Annotated in this window: 16 protein-coding genes; 5 read left to right on the top strand and 11 right to left on the bottom strand. The window is 64.4% G+C overall.

Going from position 1 to position 18,926, the window contains the following annotated elements; genetic code table 11:
- Position 1: 1 nt before the first annotated feature.
- The 3 genes from sdhD to ABD906_RS08285 all read right to left on the bottom strand — a co-directional run bounded on the left by sdhD (position 2) and on the right by ABD906_RS08285 (position 1,407).
- The gene (gene sdhD / locus ABD906_RS08275; protein ID WP_345099029.1) at positions 2-382 is read right to left on the bottom strand and encodes a succinate dehydrogenase, hydrophobic membrane anchor protein; all 381 of its coding nucleotides are present in this window, start codon (positions 380-382) and stop codon (positions 2-4) included.
- Entirely contained in the window at positions 382-789 is a 408-nt protein-coding gene (gene sdhC / locus ABD906_RS08280; protein WP_345099030.1) for a succinate dehydrogenase, cytochrome b556 subunit, read from the bottom strand. Before sdhC ends, sdhD begins: the two co-directional genes overlap by 1 nt.
- Positions 790-948: 159 nt before the next feature.
- A complete protein-coding gene (locus ABD906_RS08285) occupies positions 949-1,407 on the bottom strand; it encodes a GNAT family N-acetyltransferase (RefSeq protein WP_345099031.1) in 459 nt (152 codons plus the stop codon).
- Between the two features lie 249 nt (positions 1,408-1,656).
- On the opposite strand from ABD906_RS08285, the gene ABD906_RS08290 reads away from it, so the two are divergent.
- Complete coding sequence (locus ABD906_RS08290) at positions 1,657-1,962, top strand: hypothetical protein (RefSeq protein ID WP_345099032.1); 306 nt, start codon at positions 1,657-1,659, stop codon at positions 1,960-1,962.
- A gap of 91 nt (positions 1,963-2,053) precedes the next feature.
- On the opposite strand, the gene ABD906_RS08295 is transcribed toward ABD906_RS08290, so the two are convergent.
- Together ABD906_RS08295 and ABD906_RS08300 are read right to left on the bottom strand one after the other, a co-directional pair.
- Positions 2,054-2,509 carry a Crp/Fnr family transcriptional regulator gene (locus tag ABD906_RS08295; RefSeq protein WP_345099033.1) on the bottom strand — a complete coding sequence of 152 codons (456 nt, stop codon included), beginning with the start codon at positions 2,507-2,509 and terminating at the stop codon, positions 2,054-2,056.
- Between the two features lie 40 nt (positions 2,510-2,549).
- A complete protein-coding gene (locus ABD906_RS08300; protein ID WP_345099034.1) occupies positions 2,550-3,233 on the bottom strand; it encodes a response regulator transcription factor in 684 nt (227 codons plus the stop codon).
- Between the two features lie 159 nt (positions 3,234-3,392).
- Here ABD906_RS08300 and ABD906_RS08305 point away from each other — a divergent pair, with 159 nt between their 5' ends.
- From ABD906_RS08305 to ABD906_RS08315, 3 genes are all read left to right on the top strand, one after another.
- A complete protein-coding gene (locus ABD906_RS08305) occupies positions 3,393-3,926 on the top strand; it encodes a L,D-transpeptidase family protein (RefSeq protein ID WP_345099074.1) in 534 nt (177 codons plus the stop codon).
- Positions 3,927-4,222: 296 nt separating this feature from the next.
- Positions 4,223-8,995: an NAD-glutamate dehydrogenase gene (locus ABD906_RS08310; protein ID WP_345099035.1), complete on the top strand. Its 4,773-nt coding sequence runs from the start codon at positions 4,223-4,225 to the stop codon at positions 8,993-8,995.
- Complete coding sequence (locus ABD906_RS08315) at positions 8,992-10,377, top strand: MFS transporter (protein ID WP_345099036.1); 1,386 nt, start codon at positions 8,992-8,994, stop codon at positions 10,375-10,377. Before ABD906_RS08310 ends, ABD906_RS08315 begins: the two co-directional genes overlap by 4 nt.
- A gap of 242 nt (positions 10,378-10,619) precedes the next feature.
- On the opposite strand, the gene purH is transcribed toward ABD906_RS08315, so the two are convergent.
- The 4 genes from purH to htpX form a co-directional block, all read right to left on the bottom strand.
- Positions 10,620-12,236: a bifunctional phosphoribosylaminoimidazolecarboxamide formyltransferase/IMP cyclohydrolase gene (purH, locus tag ABD906_RS08320; protein WP_345099037.1), complete on the bottom strand. Its 1,617-nt coding sequence runs from the start codon at positions 12,234-12,236 to the stop codon at positions 10,620-10,622.
- A 70-nt stretch (positions 12,237-12,306) separates the two neighbouring features.
- Complete coding sequence (locus ABD906_RS08325; protein WP_345099038.1) at positions 12,307-14,046, bottom strand: heparinase II/III family protein; 1,740 nt, start codon at positions 14,044-14,046, stop codon at positions 12,307-12,309.
- Positions 14,047-14,177: 131 nt separating this feature from the next.
- Entirely contained in the window at positions 14,178-15,584 is a 1,407-nt protein-coding gene (locus ABD906_RS08330; protein ID WP_425549983.1) for an RsmB/NOP family class I SAM-dependent RNA methyltransferase, read from the bottom strand.
- Positions 15,575-16,528, bottom strand: a complete 954-nt coding sequence (gene htpX / locus ABD906_RS08335) for a zinc metalloprotease HtpX (RefSeq protein ID WP_345099040.1) — start codon at positions 16,526-16,528, stop codon at positions 15,575-15,577. Before htpX ends, ABD906_RS08330 begins: the two co-directional genes overlap by 10 nt.
- Positions 16,529-16,773: 245 nt before the next feature.
- On the opposite strand from htpX, the gene ABD906_RS08340 reads away from it, so the two are divergent.
- Positions 16,774-16,974, top strand: a complete 201-nt coding sequence (locus ABD906_RS08340) for a DUF1674 domain-containing protein (protein WP_345099041.1) — start codon at positions 16,774-16,776, stop codon at positions 16,972-16,974.
- A 128-nt stretch (positions 16,975-17,102) separates the two neighbouring features.
- Here ABD906_RS08340 and ABD906_RS08345 read toward each other — a convergent pair whose 3' ends face one another.
- Positions 17,103-17,795: a DUF1013 domain-containing protein gene (locus ABD906_RS08345; protein WP_345099042.1), complete on the bottom strand. Its 693-nt coding sequence runs from the start codon at positions 17,793-17,795 to the stop codon at positions 17,103-17,105.
- Positions 17,796-17,932: 137 nt separating this feature from the next.
- Positions 17,933-18,913, bottom strand: coding sequence for an NAD(P)H-quinone oxidoreductase (locus tag ABD906_RS08350; protein ID WP_345099075.1), 981 nt, complete (start codon positions 18,911-18,913; stop codon positions 17,933-17,935).
- Between the last annotated feature and the right edge of the window lie 13 nt (positions 18,914-18,926).

Genomic DNA, 18,926 nt, shown 5'->3' on the forward strand with positions numbered 1-18,926 from the left:
TTCAGCCTCCGAAGGCGATCTTGACCAGGCCGTAGAGCGAGATCGCACCCACGACCAGAGGATAGAAGGTGTTCAGAACGACAAGGACGTACTTCGACGGTCCGTGAACGTAGTCCTCGATGATGACCTGCATGCCGAGGCGCATGTGCTTCAGCACGGACAGCAGCGCAAAGACCAGCAGGACCAGGACGACTGGATGGGCCAGCGATGCCCGGACGACCTCGTAAGGCGCACCGGCGTGGCAGATGACGAAGACCAGGAAGAACAGAACAAGCGGAATGTTGGCAATGGCCGTGAGGCGCTGCTGCCAGAAGTGCTCCGTTCCCATCTTCGCGGATCCAAGCCCGCGCGCACGCTTCAAAGGAGTAAGAAGTCTCGTCATCAGAGCGCCCCCCGCACAGCGTAGCCCATAACCCAAACCAGCAGGGTCAGCACGATCGACGCAACAGCGGACCACACCGCCATCTTGCTGGCCTGATGCTTCTCAAGACCGCGCGCGGTGTCCCACACCAGATGGCGGATGCCGCCAAGCATGTGGTTGATCAGCGTCCAGGTCAGACCGAACAGCACCAGCCGGCCAAGCCAGGAACCGAACATGCCGTTGACGAAGTCGAACGTCTCCCGGGACGATGCAGCGGCCGCAATCCAGATCGCGAAGAGCAGGATGCCGAAATAAAGAGCACCGCCAGTGATGCGATGCAGGATCGACATCGCCATGGCCGGGGTAAAACGATAAATCTGCAGATGTGGCGAGAGCGGCCTCGCTCGAGTGGCTGTGGATTTGCTCATGGCTTCCCCATTTCGTGGCCGCCAAGACGCTTGCAAAGGGGAGGCAAGGTCCCCACATGCGCTGGCTGGCCGTCTTCTAATGCTGTTTGTGCGTTGCGTCAAAGGGCGCAGTCACAAACGCGCCAGATTGAATCGATTGAAGTTTTTCGGCCTCCCGACTCAAGCTGAACCGAAGCGGATCGCGTAGCTGTTCCAGTCCGCCGGGGCGGCAATCCGCTCGTAAAGCTTACGGCTTTCGGGCGGCCTTGGCGCGGTCAGGACCAGCCGCTCCCAGCCGCGCTCCTCCGCCTGATCGGCCACGACATCGATAATCGCCTTGGCGATGCCCTTCCCGCGATGATCGTGATGGACGTAGAGGTGCTCCAGCAGCGCATAGCGCAGGCCGGACACCGGATCCGGCAGATCGAAATAGATCGCGAAGCCGACAAGCTCATTGTCGACCCAGGCACCCATCACCTCGACGACGCGGTCCTGCAGCAGGGCCTCGGCGTAATAGAGATCGGGCCTTCGCGGCGCGCCTCGTTTCAGCGACTGGATATAGGCGGCGAGCAGGGGAGCAAGCGCCGGCGCATCCTTCAGGCGCAACAGGGAGATGTCTGTCAGGTGGTTCTCGGTCATGGTGCCTCCGAGCCCTCTCCTCCGGATAGAACGGCTGCTGTCAATGGCAGCTGTCCGTCAGCCAGAATGTTGAAGATCACGTTAATCAAGACAAGAGAGAAAGCCTATAGCGCAAGAGAAGAATTCTATTTCTTCGCCGCAAACTGCCAGGGAACCGGAGGAAATCGGTCAGCGTTGACACCGGACCCGGCGGGATTTCGCCGGGGACACAACCCGACTGCCCGGCATTCGCCGGCGATGCGAGCCAACATGACTGACACGCTCACACTTACCGATCATGACGCCATTCGCGACTGGGCGGCGGCGCGCGCTGGCCAGCCGGCCATGAGCGACGCCGCGCCCGCGCTCCAGGATGCACAGACGGTACTGCGCATCGTGTTCGGACAGCACGCCTATCAGGACACGGACACGGGACCCGACCGGCCGGACGGTGTAACGATCATCGAATGGGACGACTGGTTCCGGATCTTCGACGAGCGCGGGCTGGCACTGGTGGTCGCGGATGAACCTCCCGGCAGCCGGAGCGAGTGGCACGAACTCGTGCGGCGCGGATGACTCACGGCCAGGGAGTGGCCAGGGATCTCCTCACGACGATCCAGAATCCGCGACAGGACGGCGGCACGTCCAGAAAAGAAGATGCGGATGATCACTCGATCAGCCGAGCCATGACGCGGCTCATACGATCGAGCATGGCTTCGAGATCGGCAGCAATACGGCGGTGCAGAAGCTCCGCCAGCTCGGGGTACTCCTCGAGAATTTTCAGGAACATGGTGCGACCCAACCGGATCACCTGGGCATCGGTGCGGGCGACGGCGCCGGTCAGGCGCTCTCCGTCAGCAATGAGCGCGAACTGGCCGAGAATCGCGCCGCGACGCTCGACCGAAATGATGTGCTGGGTGCCGCCCACCTCGCGGTAGAGCGCGATTTCTCCCTGCACAACCACAAATGCGCAATCGGCGGGAGCTCCCTCGGCATAGAGCTTCCGTCCCGCCGCCAGCGTGATCGTCTCCGCGCCGAACGCCATCAGCCGCAATTGTTCGCGGGAGAACCCCCGAAAGAGCTCCACGCCGGACAGAATGCGCATGTCTTCGTCCAGCGTCATAGGCTACCCTGTTGCGACCCCAATACATCCTCATCCTCTCTCAGGGGACGAGTTTATAGCCTCCGCTCTCTGTCACAAGTATCTCGGCTTTGGAAGGGTCTTTCTCGATCTTCTGCCGTAACCTGTACACGTGCGTCTCGAGCGTATGGGTGGTCACGGCGGTATTGTAGCCCCAGACCTCCTCCAGAAGGACGTCGCGCGTCACCACCTTCTGCTCCGCGCGGTACAGGTACTTGATGATCGCCGATTCCTTTTCGGTCAGCCGGATCTTGTTGCCACGTTCATCCACCAGCAGCTTCTGGCTCGGCTTGAACGTATAGGGACCGACCGAGAACTTCGCATCCTCCGTCATCTCGTGATGGCGGATCTGGTTGCGGACGCGGGCCAGAAGGACGGCAAAGCTGAACGGCTTGGTCACGTAGTCATTGGCCCCGGCTTCCAGGCCAAGGATCGTGTCGGAATCGGTGTCCTGCGCCGTCAACATGATGATCGGGGCGCGGAAGCCATTGCGGCGCATGAGCTTCACCGCCTCCCGCCCATCCATGTCCGGCAGGCCCACGTCCATGATCACCACGTCGACCTTGGAACTTGTGGCCGTCTGAATGCCGCTCGTCGCCGTCCCTTCCTGGAGCAATTCAAATTCCTGATAGAGGGACAGTTGATCCACGAGAACGGTGCGGAGGTCTTCGTCGTCATCAACTATCAGAATAGTGCGAGGAGTCATTGCCTTACCGTTGACTGAACCGAATAGTTGACCCAAACCTCATTCTCGCGCCACTTTCCAGTCACGCATCGTTTACTGCGCCGCGAGGTTGTCTGCCACGTGCATTCCGAAGCCATCATACTCAGGAAATCCCGCAACGCCAGCGCCTCAACGCCGAAGATGCGCCGGAGCCTGGCGATCGACGTCCGGGCAACGCCTCTCGACCGCCGGAAGGGTATCCTGAAGGCAGGCGGGATGACGCTTCGCTGCGCTCTCGGCAAGGGCGGAGTTTCAGCCAGAAAGCGAGAGGGAGACGGAGCCACGCCGCTGGCCGTCGTGAAGCCGCTCGCACTCTATTTCCGTCGGAATTGCAAGGTTTCCGGCGTGTGGCAATCGACGCTGCCAAAGATCCCCATCCGGGCTGACGAGGGGTGGTGCGATGCGCCCGGTGACCCCCGGTATAACCGTCCCGTGAAGCTGCCCTACCATGCCAGTCACGAGAAAATGATGCGGGACGACCGCCTCTATAACGTGTGCATCGTTCTGGACTGGAACATGTATCCCAGATTGTGGAGCAGAGGCAGCGCCATCTTCATGCACATCGCCCGGCCGGGCCTCAAACCCACGGAAGGATGCATCGCGCTGGAGCCGAGGGACATGCGCCGGCTGTTGCCATTCCTCAACTGCCGCACACGTATCAGAATCCTGCGCTGAGGCGATTCAAAGCACGGCGGATACGCGCTTCCCTCCCGCAAGACTGCCAGACGCCATCCCGGTCGCTCCTGCACTGCGTGTTCGCCAGGGGGCGGGTCACGGCAGACAACGGATGGGGTCGGCCTCACGATCCGACCAAGCGACCTTTACTGAACAAATGCAGCCACCTAAGAGCGCGCAACGCCAAACACGGGAATTCGTTCGGCGTTTTGATCTGGCCGTTTTGATATGGCCACAAACACGAGTTAGTCGGATACTATAATAATACGCCTTGCCACAAGGATGCGTTGTATTTCATGACCAAGCCAGCAGACGCCAAACTCTCCCCCTCCATCGAACAGTCGCACGCCGAAAGGCTGAAGCGGCTCCTGGTGTCCGGAATTTCGGCCGAAGACCTCGCCGCCTACTCTGACGAGTCGCTGCACGCGGCGGCGACCATCGCCCTCAGGATGGTACTCGCCCACCGGGCCGGCCAGCATTCGGTGGACGTCGAGATCGAGCCGGGCATTTCAGTGGAAGGCCGGACCGTAACGGCCGTCACGGTCGTCAACGACAACATGCCCTTCCTCTTCGACTCGGTGATCGGCGAGATCACCGAAACGATCGGCGAACCGCTCTTCGTCACTCATCCGGTGCTGCGCGTCACCCGCGACCCGAGTGGCGGCCTCATCAGCATCGACCGCGCCGACGCGCAACCGGACAGCAGCGAGGGAAAGATCAGTCTCATCCAGATCCATCTGAAGAAGCTCGCCGCAGACGAAGCGCAGCGCCTGAAGGACCGGCTCGTCGAGATCCTGGGCCAGGTACATGTGGCCGTGCAGGACTGGAAACCGATGATCGAGCGGCTCGGCCAGGAGATCGAGCGGCTTCGCACCCGTCCCCCTGCGCTCGATCCGGAGGAGGTCCAGGAGACCGTCGCTTTCCTCGAGTGGCTGCGGGACGAGAACTTCGTCTTCCTCGGCATGCGCGAGTTCACCTACACCGGCAGCGAGGAGGACGGCTCCCTTGAGCGGACCGACGCGCCCGGTCTCGGCATCCTGTCCAACGCGAACGTGAAGGTGTTGCGGCGCGGAGACCAGACCGTCAACACGACGCCGGAGATCCGCGCCTTCCTGCACGGGCCCGATCCGCTCATCGTGACCAAGGCGAATACGAAATCGGTCGTCCACCGCCGCGCCTATCTCGACTACATCGGCGTGAAGATGTTCGACGACAGCGGCAAGCTCAGCGGCGAGCTGCGCGTCGTGGGACTGTTCACGTCCAGCGCATACAACCAGTCGGTGCTGCAGATCCCGTATCTGCGGTCAAAGGCAAGGGCGATCATCGAATCGTCGGGCTTCTCGCGCACCGACCACTCGGGCAAGGAGCTCATCAATATCCTTGAATTCTTCCCCCGGGACGAGCTGTTCCAGATCAGCCTGCCCCTGCTCAAGGAATATACCGCAACGATCCTTTCCCTCAGCGAGCGCCCGCGCGTGCGCGTGCTGTACCGGATCGACCAGTTCGACCGGTTCGTGTCCGTGCTCGTCTTCGTGCCGCGCGACCGCTACGATTCGGAAGTCCGCGAACGGATCGGTACCTACCTCAGCGCGGCCTTCGACGGCCATGTCTCGGCCTTCTATCCGTCGTTCCTGACGGGCCCGCTGACACGCGTCCACTTCATCATCGGGCGCAAGCCGGGCGCCAGGACCCCACGCGTTCCGGTGCCCGAGCTGGAGGCCGCGGTGCGGTCCCTAGTGCGGACGTGGGAGGATTCTCTCAACGAAGCGATCGAGGCGACCGACACACCAGCGCACATCGCGAACACTGCCCGCGCCTTCCCCGAGGGGTACCGGTCGAGCTTCGATGCCATGGCCGCGCTGCACGATGCACGAAGCGTCGGCGCGCTCTCTGCCCAATCGCCGATCCTCATCGACTTCCACCGGCGGGATGAACACGCCGCCAACCAGGCCGCGTTGAAGATCTTCCACCGGGGCGCCCCCGTCGCGCTCAGCCGGCGCGTTCCGGTGCTCGAGAACATGGGCTTCCGCGTCATCAGCGAACAGACCTTCGAGCTGGGCCGGTTCGACGAGGCGGGGGTGTTCCTGCATGCAATGGAACTCGAAAGCGCCTCCGGAGCGCCGATCGACCTCGATGACGGCGGCGCCCTGTTCGACCAGGTGTTCGCCTCCGCCTGGCACGGCCAGCAGGACAGCGACAAGCTGAACGCACTGGCGCAAAACGCCCGGCTCGATTCGCACCAGATCGCGGTGCTGCGGGCGTACAGCCGCTATCTGCAGCAGGCGGGCGTCGCCTACAGCCAGGGCTACATCGCCGATACGCTCAACCGGTATCCGGCCATCACCTCCGCCCTGTTCCGTCTGTTCGACGTGCGCTTCAACCCGGCCGTGGCCGACGAGACGCGCCAGGCGCAAGAAGAGAAGCTGGTGGCCGAAATCGAGGCCGAAACGGCCAAGGTACCGAGCCTCGACGACGACACGATCATCCGCCGGTTCCTGACGCTGATCCGCGCGACGATGCGTACAAACTTCTACGCACCGAGCCGGAAAGACCTCGGCTCCTCGATTGCGCTCAAGTTCGATGCGCAGGCGATCGAATGGCTGCCGGATCCGCGGCCGTGGCGGGAAATCTTCGTCTACGGTCCGGAGGTGGAGGGCGTGCATCTGCGTTTCGGACCGGTCGCGCGCGGCGGCCTGCGCTGGTCGGACCGCGCCCAGGATTACCGGACCGAGGTGCTGAGCCTGGTGAAGGCACAGCAGGTCAAGAATGCGGTGATCGTGCCGGTGGGCGCCAAGGGCGGATTCTATCCGCGCCGACTGCCCAGCACCGGCAACCGTCAGGAGGTGTTCGAGGCAGGGCGCGCTGCCTACATCAACTTCGTCTCGACCATGCTCTCCATCACCGACAACCTGGACGGCGAGCATGTGCGCGCGCCCGAAGGTGTGGTGCGCCGGGACGGGGACGATCCCTATTTCGTGGTGGCGGCCGACAAGGGTACGGCTACCTTCTCCGACACGGCCAACTCCATCAGCCGCGAGCATGGCTTCTGGCTGGACGACGCCTTCGCGTCGGGCGGCTCGGCAGGTTATGACCACAAGGCCATGGGCATCACCGCGCGCGGCGCCTGGGAAGCGGTCAAGCGGCACTTCCGCGAGATGAACCGCGACATCCAGACGGAACCGTTCACGGTCGTGGGCGTGGGCGACATGTCGGGCGACGTGTTTGGCAACGGCATGCTGCTGTCGCCGCAGATCAGGCTGGTAGCCGCATTCGACCACCGCGACATCTTCATCGACCCGGATCCGGACCCGGCGGTTTCGTTCAAGGAACGCGAGCGGCTGTTCAGGACGCCGCGTTCCAGCTGGCAGGACTATGACCGGTCGCAGTTGTCACGCGGCGGCATGATCGTCTCGCGTTCGGAAAAGCATGTGACGCTGTCGCCCGAGGCGGCCGCCGCGATCGGCATCGAGAAGACGGAGGTCACGCCGAACGAGCTGATGAGCGCCATCCTGCGCGCGCCGGTCGACCTCCTCTGGTTCGGCGGCATCGGCACTTATGTGCGGGCCTCCACCGAATCCAACCAGAGCGTGGGTGACCGCGGCAACGACGCCATCCGCGTGGCGGCGAACGAGGTTCGGGCGAAGGTTATCGGCGAGGGGGCGAACCTCGGCATGACCCAGCTCGCCCGCGTCGAATTCAACCGCCACGGCGGCCGCTGCAATTCGGACGCAATCGACAACTCGGCGGGCGTGAACTCCTCCGACGTCGAGGTGAACATCAAGATCGCGCTGGCCAGCGCCGTGCGGACCGGCAAGCTTACGCTGGAGAGCCGCAACAAGCTGCTCGCCGACATGACCGACGAAGTGGCGCATCTGGTGCTCGCCAACAACTACCACCAGACGCTGGCCATCTCGCTGATGGAGCGGCGCGGCGTGGCCGACCTGCCCTACCAGGCGCGGATGATGTCACTGTTCGAGAGCCGCGGGCTGCTCGACCGGGCGGTCGAGTTCCTGCCGGGGCCGGATGCGATCGCCGAGCGGCAGTCGCGCGGTGAAGGCCTGACGCGGGCCGAACTTGGCGTGCTGCTCGCCTATGCGAAGCTCGTGCACTTCAACGAGCTGATGACAAGCCAGGTGCCGGACAACCGCTACTTCGAGACCGAGCTCCTGCACTACTTCCCGAGCCAGATGCGCGAGGCGTATGCGGACGAAATCCGGAGCCACCGGCTGCGGCGGGAGATTATCGGCACGGTGCTGATCAACGACATCATCAACCGCGGCGGCGCCACGTTCATCTCGCAACTCCAGGACATCACGGGCCGAACCACGGGCGAGATCGTGGAAGCCTATGCGGTCGTGCGCGACGGGTTCGACCTGCCCGAGCTGTACAGGCGGATCGACGAGCTGGACAACCGCATCGACGGCCAGTTCCAGCTCTCGCTCTACGAGCGCGTGCGCAAGCTCACCGTGAGCGCCACTGCCTGGCAGCTCAAGCATGGCGACGCCAACGCGCCGTTGGAAGAACGTGTCCGCGAGCTGCGCGAGGCTGTTGTGCAACTCACGCCGGCGCTGAAGGAGAAGCAGTCGGACTTCCTGCGCGAGCGCATGGAAACCGCCTCCGCCGAAATGGCGGAAGCGGGTGTGCCCGTCGACCTCGCCCGGAAGCTGGCGCTGCTCGATTCGATGGCCCTCGTGCCAGACATCAGCCGCGCCGCCAGGATGGCCGCCAGCGATCTGCCGCAGACGGCGGATGCCTATTTCGCCGTCAGCGATGTCTTCCAGATCGGACGCATCGAGAGCGCCGCTGCGGGCATCTCCACCTCGGACTATTATGACGAGTTGGCGCTGCTCAGGGCTCTCGACACGATTGACACCGCGCGCTGCAACATTACTGTCGCGGCCTTGAAGGCGAACCGCGACAGCAGCGACCCTGTCGCGGCATGGCTTGCGGATGGGGGGCAGCGGATATCCCGGGTCATCGACGCACTGGCATCGCTGACGACCAGCGGCGATATCACCGTGTCCCGCCTCAGCGTGGCAGCAGGACTGATGGCGGATATGGCGGGATGAGCGCAATCGGGGCGAAGTCATACGATCACGAAGCCCCGGTCCCGAGACCGGGGATCTGGGGCTGGATCTTCTTCGACTGGGCGACCCAGCCCTTTCACACGCTGATCTTCACGTTCGTCTTCGCCCCGTACTTTGCCGCCCACGTGGCCCCTGACCCGGCGATCGGACAGGAACTCTGGGGGTGGGCCACGGGCATCGGCGGCATCCTGATCGCACTCACGGCGCCGATGCTCGGCGCCTACGCGGACGCGGTCGGTTCACGCAAACCGTTCATCTTCGTCTTTTCGATGATCGGCGCCGCGGCCTGCGCAGCGCTCTGGTTCGCAACGCCGGGCATGGAAAATCTCTGGCCGGTGATGATCGCGGTCATGCTGGCCGTTTTCGGCATGGAATATGCCGCGGTCTTCAACAACGCCATGATGCCCTATCTGGTGCCGCGGTCGGAGCTCGGGCGGCTGTCCGGCTCCGCCTGGGGCTTCGGCTATGTCGGCGGGCTGGTATCACTGGTGATCGTGCTGGGCTTCATGTCGGTGCCGCCCGGCTCGACGCACACACTGTTCGGACTTGAACCCATCCTGGGCCTCGATCCTGCAAGGTTCGAGGGGGACCGTGCATCCGGGCCGCTGACGGCCATCTGGTACATCGTGTTCTCCCTGCCCATGTTTCTTTTCACGCCGGACCAGCCCTACCGGCAGGTGAAGGGCGCCGTCCACAAAGCCCTCCGCCAGCTGGGAGAGACACTGCGGACCCTACCCCGACAGAAAAGCTACTTCTGCTTCCTGCTGTCCTCGATGTTCTACCGGGACGCGCTCAACGCGCTCTATGCCTTTGGGGGCATCTATGCGGCCGGTGTACTGCACTGGAGCATCGTGCAGATCGGCATCTTCGGCATCGTCGCCGCCCTCGCCGGCGCGGTGGGAGCGTGGCTCGGCGGAAGGGCGGACCGGGCCTACGGGCCGAAGGCCGTGGTGACCGGCTGCGCCCTGATCCTTATCGTGAGCTGCTTGCTGATCATTTCCACGACGGACGATGAGGTGCTGTTCCTGCCGGTGAGCCCGGACTCGCTCCTGCCGAACATCATCTTCTACGTCGCCGGAGCCCTGATCGGCGCGGCGGGCGGGTCCATACAGGCCTCTTCCCGCACGTTGCTGGTCGACCAGGTGCCGCGCGAACGGGTGGCGGAGGCCTTCGGTCTGTTCGCCCTCTCGGGAAAGGCGACAACATTCATCGGACCGCTGGCCATCGCCGCCATGACGGCATGGGGATCGGCCATGTCCTTTTCAGCGGAGGCCGCCCAGCGGTTCGGCGTCACGCCCATCCTGATTTTGTTCGCCATCTCCCTTCTGCTTCTGCCATTCGTGCAGAGCAGAAAAGGGATCTGAGGAGAGTCCCGGACGTTCACGGCCGTCGCGGAAGTACCGCAGCCTCTCGCCGCCTCCTGGCGAGCCCATCGAACCACGGGCGGCGAAAAGCTCCGGGAATGGTATCCCTCATGCCTCGAAAGACTCGGCATGAGGGTGGCTTTGCCTGGAGCAGTTCAGGAACGTGGAAACCGGTTTTCCGTCCGGAACTGCGACAAAACAACTTCTTAGAGCAATTCAGAGTTCGTGAAATCTGAATTGCCCTAGTGCCGGAAGTGGCGCATGCCAGTGAAGACCATGGCGATGCCATGCTCGTCAGCGGCCTTGATCACCTCATCGTCGCGCATCGAGCCGCCCGGCTGGATCACCGCCGTGGCGCCCGCCTCGACGGCGGACAGCAGTCCGTCCGCGAAGGGGAAGAAGGCGTCGGACGCAACCACGCAGCCCTTGGTCAGCGGCTCGGCGAGGCCGGCGGCCTCCGCTGCGTCGATGGCCTTGCGGGCGGCAATGCGGGCGGAGTCGACGCGGCTCATCTGGCCGGCACCTATACCGACGGTGGCTAGATCCTTCGCGTAGACGATGGCGTTGGACTTCACATGCTTGGCGACGCGGAAGGCGAACTTGAGATCGGCCAGCTCCTTCTCGGTCGGCGCGCGCTTCGTCACCACCTTCAGCTCAAGGTCGTCGACCACACCATTGTCGCGGGTCTGGACGAGCAGGCCGCCGGCAACGGTCTTGGCCGACAGGCCGGGCTGGCGCGGATCGGCGACGCCACCGGTGAGCAGCAGGCGAAGGTTCTTCTTCTGGGCGATGATGGCCTGGGCCTCCTCGGTGGCGTCCGGCGCAATGATCACCTCGGTGAAGATCTTGGCGATCTCCTCGGCGGCTTCAGCGTCCAGAATGCGGTTCAGGGCGACGATTCCGCCGAAGGCCGAGACGGGATCGCAGGCCAGCGCGCGGCGGTATGCCTCGGCAATGGAAGCGCCCTCAGCCACGCCGCAGGGGTTGGCGTGCTTGATGATGGCGACGGCGGCGGTGCGGGACGGATCGAACTCGGAGACGAGTTCGAAGGCCGCATCCGTGTCGTTGATGTTGTTGTAGGAGAGCTGCTTGCCCTGCAGCTGGCGGGCTGTGGCGACACCCGGACGCCTCTCGCCGGTCAGGTAGAAGCCAGCCTGCTGGTGCGGGTTCTCGCCGTAGCGCATGACTTGCGCCAGGCGACCGCCGAAGGCGCGCCATTCGGGTGCCTCGATGTTGAGCGTCTCGGCGAACCACTGGGAAATGGCCGCGTCATAGGCCGCCGTGCGGGCGAAGGCCTTGGCCGCCAACTCCTGGCGCAGGCGGTAGGGCAGCGCGCCATTGTTCTGTTCGAGCGCCTCAAGGATGCGGGCGTAGTCAGCCGGATCGGTGACGATGGCGACATAGGCGTGGTTCTTGGCCGAGGCGCGAACCATGGCCGGACCACCGATGTCGATGTTCTCGACGACGCTGGCGTAGTCGCCACCGCCGAAGCGCACTTCCTCGAACGGATAGAGGTTGATGACCACCAGGTCGATGGGCTGGATGTTGTGCTGCTTCATCGCCTCCTGGTGCTCGGCGTCGTCGCGGATGCCGAGCAGACCGCCGTGCACCAGCGGATGCAGGGTCTTGACGCGGCCATCCATGATCTCTGGGAAGCCGGTGAGTTCGGACACGTCGCGGACCGTCAGCCCCTCGCGCTGCAGGGCGGCCGACGTGCCACCGGTCGAGACCAGTTCCACGCCTTTCGAAGCAAGGGCGCAAGCAAAATCGACGATGCCGGTCTTGTCGGAAACGGAAATGAGGGCTCGGCGCACCGGCACAAGGTCCGGCGCTGGGATATTCTTGGCGGAGACGGCCATGGCTACTCTCTCTTTGCCAGCTTGGGAGATGGCGCTGGCCTATCACACACTGAGCCGAAATCAAACGCGGCTAAATCAAACCTTGCGTCGATGATCCACCGCTGCGTGTCAGGATCGCGTTGGTGCGCACGAACTGCCAGCTCACCTCCGTGCGTTCGTCCGTGTTGAAATAGAGGACGATCTGGCGGGTGCGGGCCGGTCCGGCGAGCGAGGCGAAGAAGATGGATTCCTCTACCACGGGCTCGACGCCCTCGGCAGCGAATACCCAGGTGTCGGTGCGCTCGCCCGCGAGGATGAGCAGCCCGTCGTCGCTCTGGTAAAGGCCGATGTCGGGGTGCAGGTGGAAGCGGATGGCGACCGAGGCGTTGGCGGGCTGCGTGTTGTCCACCGGACGGAACACATCGCGGCCGCGCAGCAGGTTGCCCTCGTTCTCCAGACGCAGGCTGCGCTCGTGGATCAGCGAGAAGCGGGCGGCATAGCCATCGTGGCTTGCGGTGAAACCCTGCAGGCCCGGCTCCTCGATGCGCTGGCTGGTGACGTTCTGCGGGCCTCCGAGCAGCGGCGTGCCGATCCACTCGTCCCAGCCCTTTGGCAGGGCAAAACGCGCCTGCGACGTGTCGTTGATGGTGGCCGTCGAATGGGCCGCCGTGGCGCGGGCGAGAGGCCGGAAGGCCTCGTCGCCCAGCGAGTCGATGCCGCTGTTGACGATGAACTGGTGGCGGCCGGACGACATCTCGAAGGAAAGACAACCGGCGTTCGCCATGTCCGACAGCTCCGCGGCGGGCGGAGCGCCGGTGTCGGCGATCACGGTCGTGCCGCCCATCGCGAGCCGCTCGTAGCCTGAATAGGGCGCGTGGAAGAGCGGTTGCCCGCCGGTATCGTCGTGCCGAAGGAGCACGGCAATCCGGTCGTGCAGGGTGATGCCCATGCCGTTGAAACGGGCGATGGTGCCGTCCTGATGCCGGAAGAAGCGAAGCGCCGGCAGCATCCGGTCGACGGCGCTCACCACGGCCTCCGGAATCGGTTCCGCCTGGTTGGCATAAGTCTGGCGTAGCGGCAGCAGATCGGCCAGGAGCTCGATGATCGCATTCGGATTGCGGGAGATGTGACCGCCATCCGGCAGGATCTGACGCTCGATCTCCGCCGAAAGATGACGTGTGGCGGCGCGCATGGCCGATGGCGGCGTTGGCAGCGACATGGCCGAGAACGCCAGCGCGATGCGGGCGCGCAGACGGTCCTCGCCGTCGGGCATCTCGCGGACGACCGATCGCAGGTAGCGGATCTGGACGGCCAGCGTTTTCAGGAACAGCCGGTAAAACGGCAGATCCGCCCCCTGCAGGACGATGGCCGAGTGCTGCAACCAGGCGATGATGCGCTTGGCGGTGGTGCCGGGGTTCCATGCGATGCCGCTGATGCGGCGTCCATGCAGCGTGATCCAGTCCAGCACCAGAGCACGCGCGTTGGCGGCGGCCAGATCGGATTCGGCGACGTGCAGGTGCCGGAGCCAGCGGAAGCTGTGGAGAGCCTCCAGCCAGCCACGGTGCTCCACATCCATCATGAAGGGCGATTCACCACCGGCCTCAACCAGGTGACCGGCCAGCAGGAAGCGTCCGTGGTAGATCTCGCGAGCGATCTGGGGATCGGCGAGGCGCAGGTCAGGCGGCGCAAGAAGCAGGCGCTCCGGCGTGCGGCCGTAATAGCGCCAGCGGTAGGCCGGGCCCGCGCGCAGGCGGCGGCGCAGGCGCCGCCAGCCCTGCCGTGCCGCCATGCTCCACAAAAGCGGACTAAATCCGCGCGCCATCGTCGCCATTACACCTTTGTTGTGAAACCCCAAACAGAGATTCGCAAGAGACTAAGTGATTCAAGCATTTATGCGAAGCTATATTCTCTTGCATCATCTCTCAACGGAAGAGGCCCCACCGGATGGGTGCATGCGCGGGATCAGCGACCCGCGACCCGCAGACGGGCGGCGAAAAAGCCGTCCACGCCAGACAGGGCTGCCGGATCCTCGCGGACCTCGGGCGTGGTCCGCAGCCAGCCCTCCGACGTGATGAAATGTGTCGCACCCGGCAGTTCCCCGGGCCGGATGGGGTCCAGAAGGACGTCCGGCCTGTCCTTCAGCAGTCCGAGGATCAGATCCTCCCCCTCTTCCCGGTCCAGCGAGCAGTTGGCGAAAACCACGGTGCCGCCGGGCTTCACCAGCTCCAGGCTGCGCTCAAGCAGGCGGCGCTGAAGGTTTGCAAGCTTCGCGATGTCCTCCGGCGTCTTGGCCCACAACACGTCTGGATGGCGGCGGGCGGTGCCAGTCGAGGAACAGGGCGCGTCGAGCAGGATCGCGTCGAACCGCCGGCCAGGCAACCACTTGAGGATGTCGGCCTCAACCACCTCGGCGGCGAGGCCCAGACGGGCAAGGTTTTCCTTCAGCCGCTTGAGGCGGCTTCCAGACTGGTCGACGGCGGTCACGCGCGCCCCCGCCAGTGCCAGCGCGGCAGTCTTGCCGCCGGGGGCTGCACAGAGGTCGGCCACATCGAGTCCCGAAACGTCGCCCAGCAGTCGCGGCGGAAGGCTGGCAGCCGCGTCCTGAACCCACCACTCGCCTTCCGCAAAGCCGGGAAGCTCGGGGATCGGCGCAGAAAGATTCTCCACCCGTACGGAACCATTGGGCAGGACGCGGCCGCCCAGCCGCTCCGCCCAGTACTCAGCACGCGACTTGACGGAGAAATCGACCGGCGGTTCGCTGCGGTGCACGTCCAGAATGCGCCGGGCCGTCTCGCGACCGTAAGCGGCCTCAAGACGCCGAATCATCCAGTCCGGGGCATCGCGGATCTCTTCGAGCACCTTCGGAAGAAGCGTTTCCTTGCTGCGGCTCACGTTGCGTAGCACGGCGTTCACCAGCGCGGCAAAGCGGACCGAGCGCGGATCAGCCTTGGCCTGGGCCACGGCGATGTTCACCGCAGCGCTGTCGGGAACGTCAAGGAACAGGATCTGCGCCGCCGCCACATGCAAAAGCGCGGCGAGCGAGCGGGCGTTGGCGGGCAGCGGCCGGTCGAGCTGTGCGGCAATGATCGTTTCGATCGTCCTGTGGAAGCGCAGGGCGCTGATGAGGATGGCGCGGACCAGCGCGCGGTCGCGTCCATCGAGCGCCAGGTACTGCGGATGGCCGTGTTCGCCATCGGTCAGCGCATCGAGGGGGGTGTGCGCGTCAAGAACGGCGGACAGAAGACGCGCGGCGGCCTGGCGCGGCGCCAGGCCGGGAACGGTTTCACCTTCCGGAACAGCAGGCTTGCCGGTGCGACGGCGTGCCTGGTGATTCGGCCTGCGGCCAGGCTTCTGCGCACTCACGACCACGGGCCCCTGCGGGCGTTGTCCCATGGGCCGCTCGAGCGGCCGCCGCCCCACGGGCCGGCGAAGTCATCGGCAGCGGCGGGCGCGCCGCGAACACCCATTTCGGCGGCCATGGCCTGCAGCGCCGCGATACGGTTCTCCGTATTGGGATGTGTGGAGAAAAGGCTGTCCATTCTTTCCCCGCTCAGCGGATTGATGATGAACATGTGCGCGGTCGCGGGGTTCCGCTCCGCATCCATGTTGGGCACCACATGCGCGGCGCGGGCGATCTTTGCAAGCGCGGATGCAAGCCACAGCGGATTTCCGCAGATCTCAGCACCGCGGCGGTCGGCGGAATACTCGCGCGTGCGGCTGATGGCCATCTGCACCAGCATGGCCGCGAAAGGCGCCACGATCATCGCGATCAGCACGCCGATGAAGCCGAGCGGATTGTTGTTGTCGCGGCTGTTGCCGCCGCCCAGGAAGAAGGCAAAGTTGGCGAGCATGGAAATGGCGCCCGCGAGCGTGGCCGTAATCGTCATGGTGAGCGTGTCACGGTTCTGGACATGCGCCAGCTCGTGCGCCATCACGCCAGCCACCTCTTCCGGCGTCAGGCGCTGGAGAAGGCCGGTGGTGGCCGCAACGGCCGCGTTCTGCGGATTGCGACCGGTGGCGAAAGCATTCGGCTGCGGGTTGTCGATCAGGTAAACGCGCGGCATGGGCAGACCAGCGCGCGCAGCCAGCCCCTGGACAATCCGGTAGTATTCGGGCGCCGAACGCTCGTCGACCTCGACGGCGTTGTACATGCGCAGCACCATCTTGTCGGAATTCCAGTAGCTGAACAGGTTGGTCGCTGCAGCGATCAGCAAGGCAATCATCATGCCCCCGGAGCCGCCGATCAGATAACCGACGCCCATGAAGAGGGCAGTCATGAATGCCAGAAGCATTGCCGTGCGAACCAGATTCATCCAGAAGGCTCCTCTACGCCCAAGTCACTGTAAACGGTACAATTTCACATGTGTGTGAACAGCCGTACGCGCCCATAATGATGGGGATGATGCGCATCAGATTCAACGAGCGGCTGCTCAAATTAAGAACCGGTTGGCCCGACATCATGCCGGTTTTCAACTGCCGGCAATAGGACTAGAAGAAGCACGGCCAGAAGCGAAGCGGCGCACCCGATCTGCCGCAGCAGCAGGAAAGGATGAGCAGGATGAACAATCCAGAGCAAACCCAGGCTCCCAGGAAGGTCCTTTCGCCGGCGGCTCAGCGCGCTCTCCAGGAAGCGGAAGAGCGGCGCCGGAAGATGCAGGAAAACCAGACACAGGCCCCCAAGGAAATCGGCGGGCGCGACGGCCCTGATCCCGCGCGCTACGGCGATTGGGAAGTGAACGGCCTGGCGATCGATTTCTGATACGCACCAATCAGGAAGCCGTTTCACTGCCGGACCGGCCCCTGTCCGGCCAGTACGAAACAGCAGAACCTCCAAACGAACAAAGGGCCTGAACGGCCCTTTGCGAGTTCCGGATAGACCAGTCCGGCTTATTCCTCGTCCTCGTCGTCGCTGCGGCGCGACTTGAGGGAAGACAGCTTGGCAAACACGGCCTCGGCGTCGAGCTCCTTTTCCTCTTCCAGGGCGGGCTCGCGAACCTCCAGGTTCTCCGTCTCCATGGCCGGAAGCAGCGTGTCGCCAGCCGGCGGGGGCGGCGGCGCGTTGCGGGCGGCGCGCTGGACCTCCATGTCGAGGTCGAGCTGCGAGCAGAGACCGAGCGTCACCGGGTCCATCGGCGTCAGATTCGCCGAGTTCCAGTGGGTGCGATTGCGGACCTGCTCAATGGTCGTCTTCGTGGTGCCGACCAGACGGGCAATCTGAGCGTCCTTCAGCTCCGGATGATAACGCACCAGCCACAGAATCGCATTCGGACGGTCCTGACGCTTGGACAGCGGCGTGTAGCGCGGGCCCTTGCGCTTGACCTCCGGAACGCGAACCTTCGGCTCCTGGAGCTTCAGCCGGTAATTGGGATCGGCCTCACCGCGCGCAATCTCCTCGCGCGTCAGCTGGCCCGAGGCGACCGGATCCAGCCCACGGATGCCGTGAGCGGCGTCACCATCGGCGATGGCTTTGACTTCCAACGGGTGGAGCGAGCAGAACTCGGCGATCTGGTCAAAGGTAAGAGCCGTGTTGTCAACCAGCCAGACTGCGGTTGCCTTCGGCATAAGTAGCGTATGAGCCATAAGCAAAGTTCCTCTGTTCGCCCGCGTCCCGTCGCGGGCGGTGGGCAATGCCACCGATATTTTGGGAATTGGCTCTATATACGGATTTTCACCCCGCTAAGCAAGAAAAGCTTGAGCGGGACCCGGAGCCACTCCCGTTACGCCACATCCAGCACGATCTTGCCGATGTGCTCGCCCGCCTCCATGCGCTCGTGGGCACGCCATGCCTCGCGCAGCGGAAAGATCATATCCATGACGGGAGAGATCTGGCGGGAAGCGAGCAGCGGCCAGACCTTGCTTTCCAGCGCCGCCGCGATCCTGCCCTTGAACTCGACCGAACGCGGACGCATCGTCGAGCCGGTGTGGGTCAAGCGCTTCACCATGAGCCTGCGAACGTCCACTTCGGCACGCCCGCCGGACAGGGTCGAGACCTGGAGGATGCGGCCGTCCATGGCGGCTGCGGAATAGTTGCGGTCCACATAGCTGCCGCCGACGATGTCCAGAATGACATCCACGCCCTTGCCATCGGTCGCCGCCTTCACAACCTCGACAAAGTCCTCTTCCTTGTAATTGATCGCCACCTCGGCACCCAGGTTGCGGCAGGCTTCGCATTTCGCGGCGCTGCCCGCCGTGGCGAAGACCCGCGCGCCGAACGCCTTGGCGAGCTGGATGGCGGTGGTGCCAATTCCCGACGTGCCGCCGTGGACCAGGAGGGTCTCGCCCGCCTGCAGGCCGCCGCGCTCGAACACGTTATGCCACACTGTGAAATAGGTCTCGGGAATCGCCGCAGCTTCGGTGAAGGTGTAGCCGTGCGGGATCGGCAGAGCGTTCGACTCGTGCACGACACAATATTCGGCGTAAGCGCCGCCGGGCGTCAGCGCCGTGACGGTGTCGCCGACCCGCCAGCGCGTCACATCGGCTCCCACGGCGACCACCTCGCCGGCCGCCTCCAGACCGGGCAGGTCGGAGGCCCCGGGCGGCGGTGGATAGGTGCCCTGGCGCTGCGCCACGTCCGGGCGATTGACGCCCGCTGCCCTGACCTTGACAAGGATCTCGCCCGGTCTCGGACGCGGAACCGGCCGCTCCTCCGGTTTCAGGACCATCGGGCCGCCGTGTTCGGTAATGGCGATCGCCGTCATGGTGTTCGGAATT

The sequence above is a fragment of the Chelativorans composti genome, assembly GCF_039541695.1.
In the GTDB taxonomy this organism is placed as follows: Bacteria; Pseudomonadota; Alphaproteobacteria; order Rhizobiales; family Rhizobiaceae; genus Chelativorans; species Chelativorans composti.

What these genes read in the sequence shown, in the direction of transcription:
- sdhD (WP_345099029.1), bottom strand. Translation starts at nt 382, where the DNA reads ATGACGAGACTTCTTACTCCTTTGAAGCGTGCGCGCGGGCTTGGATCC.
- sdhC (WP_345099030.1), bottom strand. Translation starts at nt 789, where the DNA reads ATGAGCAAATCCACAGCCACTCGAGCGAGGCCGCTCTCGCCACATCTG.
- ABD906_RS08285 (WP_345099031.1), bottom strand. Translation starts at nt 1,407, where the DNA reads ATGACCGAGAACCACCTGACAGACATCTCCCTGTTGCGCCTGAAGGAT.
- ABD906_RS08290 (WP_345099032.1), top strand. Translation starts at nt 1,657, where the DNA reads ATGACTGACACGCTCACACTTACCGATCATGACGCCATTCGCGACTGG.
- ABD906_RS08295 (WP_345099033.1), bottom strand. Translation starts at nt 2,509, where the DNA reads ATGACGCTGGACGAAGACATGCGCATTCTGTCCGGCGTGGAGCTCTTT.
- ABD906_RS08300 (WP_345099034.1), bottom strand. Translation starts at nt 3,233, where the DNA reads ATGACTCCTCGCACTATTCTGATAGTTGATGACGACGAAGACCTCCGC.
- ABD906_RS08305 (WP_345099074.1), top strand. Translation starts at nt 3,393, where the DNA reads ATGCGCCGGAGCCTGGCGATCGACGTCCGGGCAACGCCTCTCGACCGC.
- ABD906_RS08310 (WP_345099035.1), top strand. Translation starts at nt 4,223, where the DNA reads ATGACCAAGCCAGCAGACGCCAAACTCTCCCCCTCCATCGAACAGTCG.
- ABD906_RS08315 (WP_345099036.1), top strand. Translation starts at nt 8,992, where the DNA reads ATGAGCGCAATCGGGGCGAAGTCATACGATCACGAAGCCCCGGTCCCG.
- purH (WP_345099037.1), bottom strand. Translation starts at nt 12,236, where the DNA reads ATGGCCGTCTCCGCCAAGAATATCCCAGCGCCGGACCTTGTGCCGGTG.
- ABD906_RS08325 (WP_345099038.1), bottom strand. Translation starts at nt 14,046, where the DNA reads ATGGCGACGATGGCGCGCGGATTTAGTCCGCTTTTGTGGAGCATGGCG.
- htpX (WP_345099040.1), bottom strand. Translation starts at nt 16,528, where the DNA reads ATGAATCTGGTTCGCACGGCAATGCTTCTGGCATTCATGACTGCCCTC.
- ABD906_RS08340 (WP_345099041.1), top strand. Translation starts at nt 16,774, where the DNA reads ATGAACAATCCAGAGCAAACCCAGGCTCCCAGGAAGGTCCTTTCGCCG.
- ABD906_RS08345 (WP_345099042.1), bottom strand. Translation starts at nt 17,795, where the DNA reads ATGGCTCATACGCTACTTATGCCGAAGGCAACCGCAGTCTGGCTGGTT.
- ABD906_RS08350 (WP_345099075.1), bottom strand. Translation starts at nt 18,913, where the DNA reads ATGACGGCGATCGCCATTACCGAACACGGCGGCCCGATGGTCCTGAAA.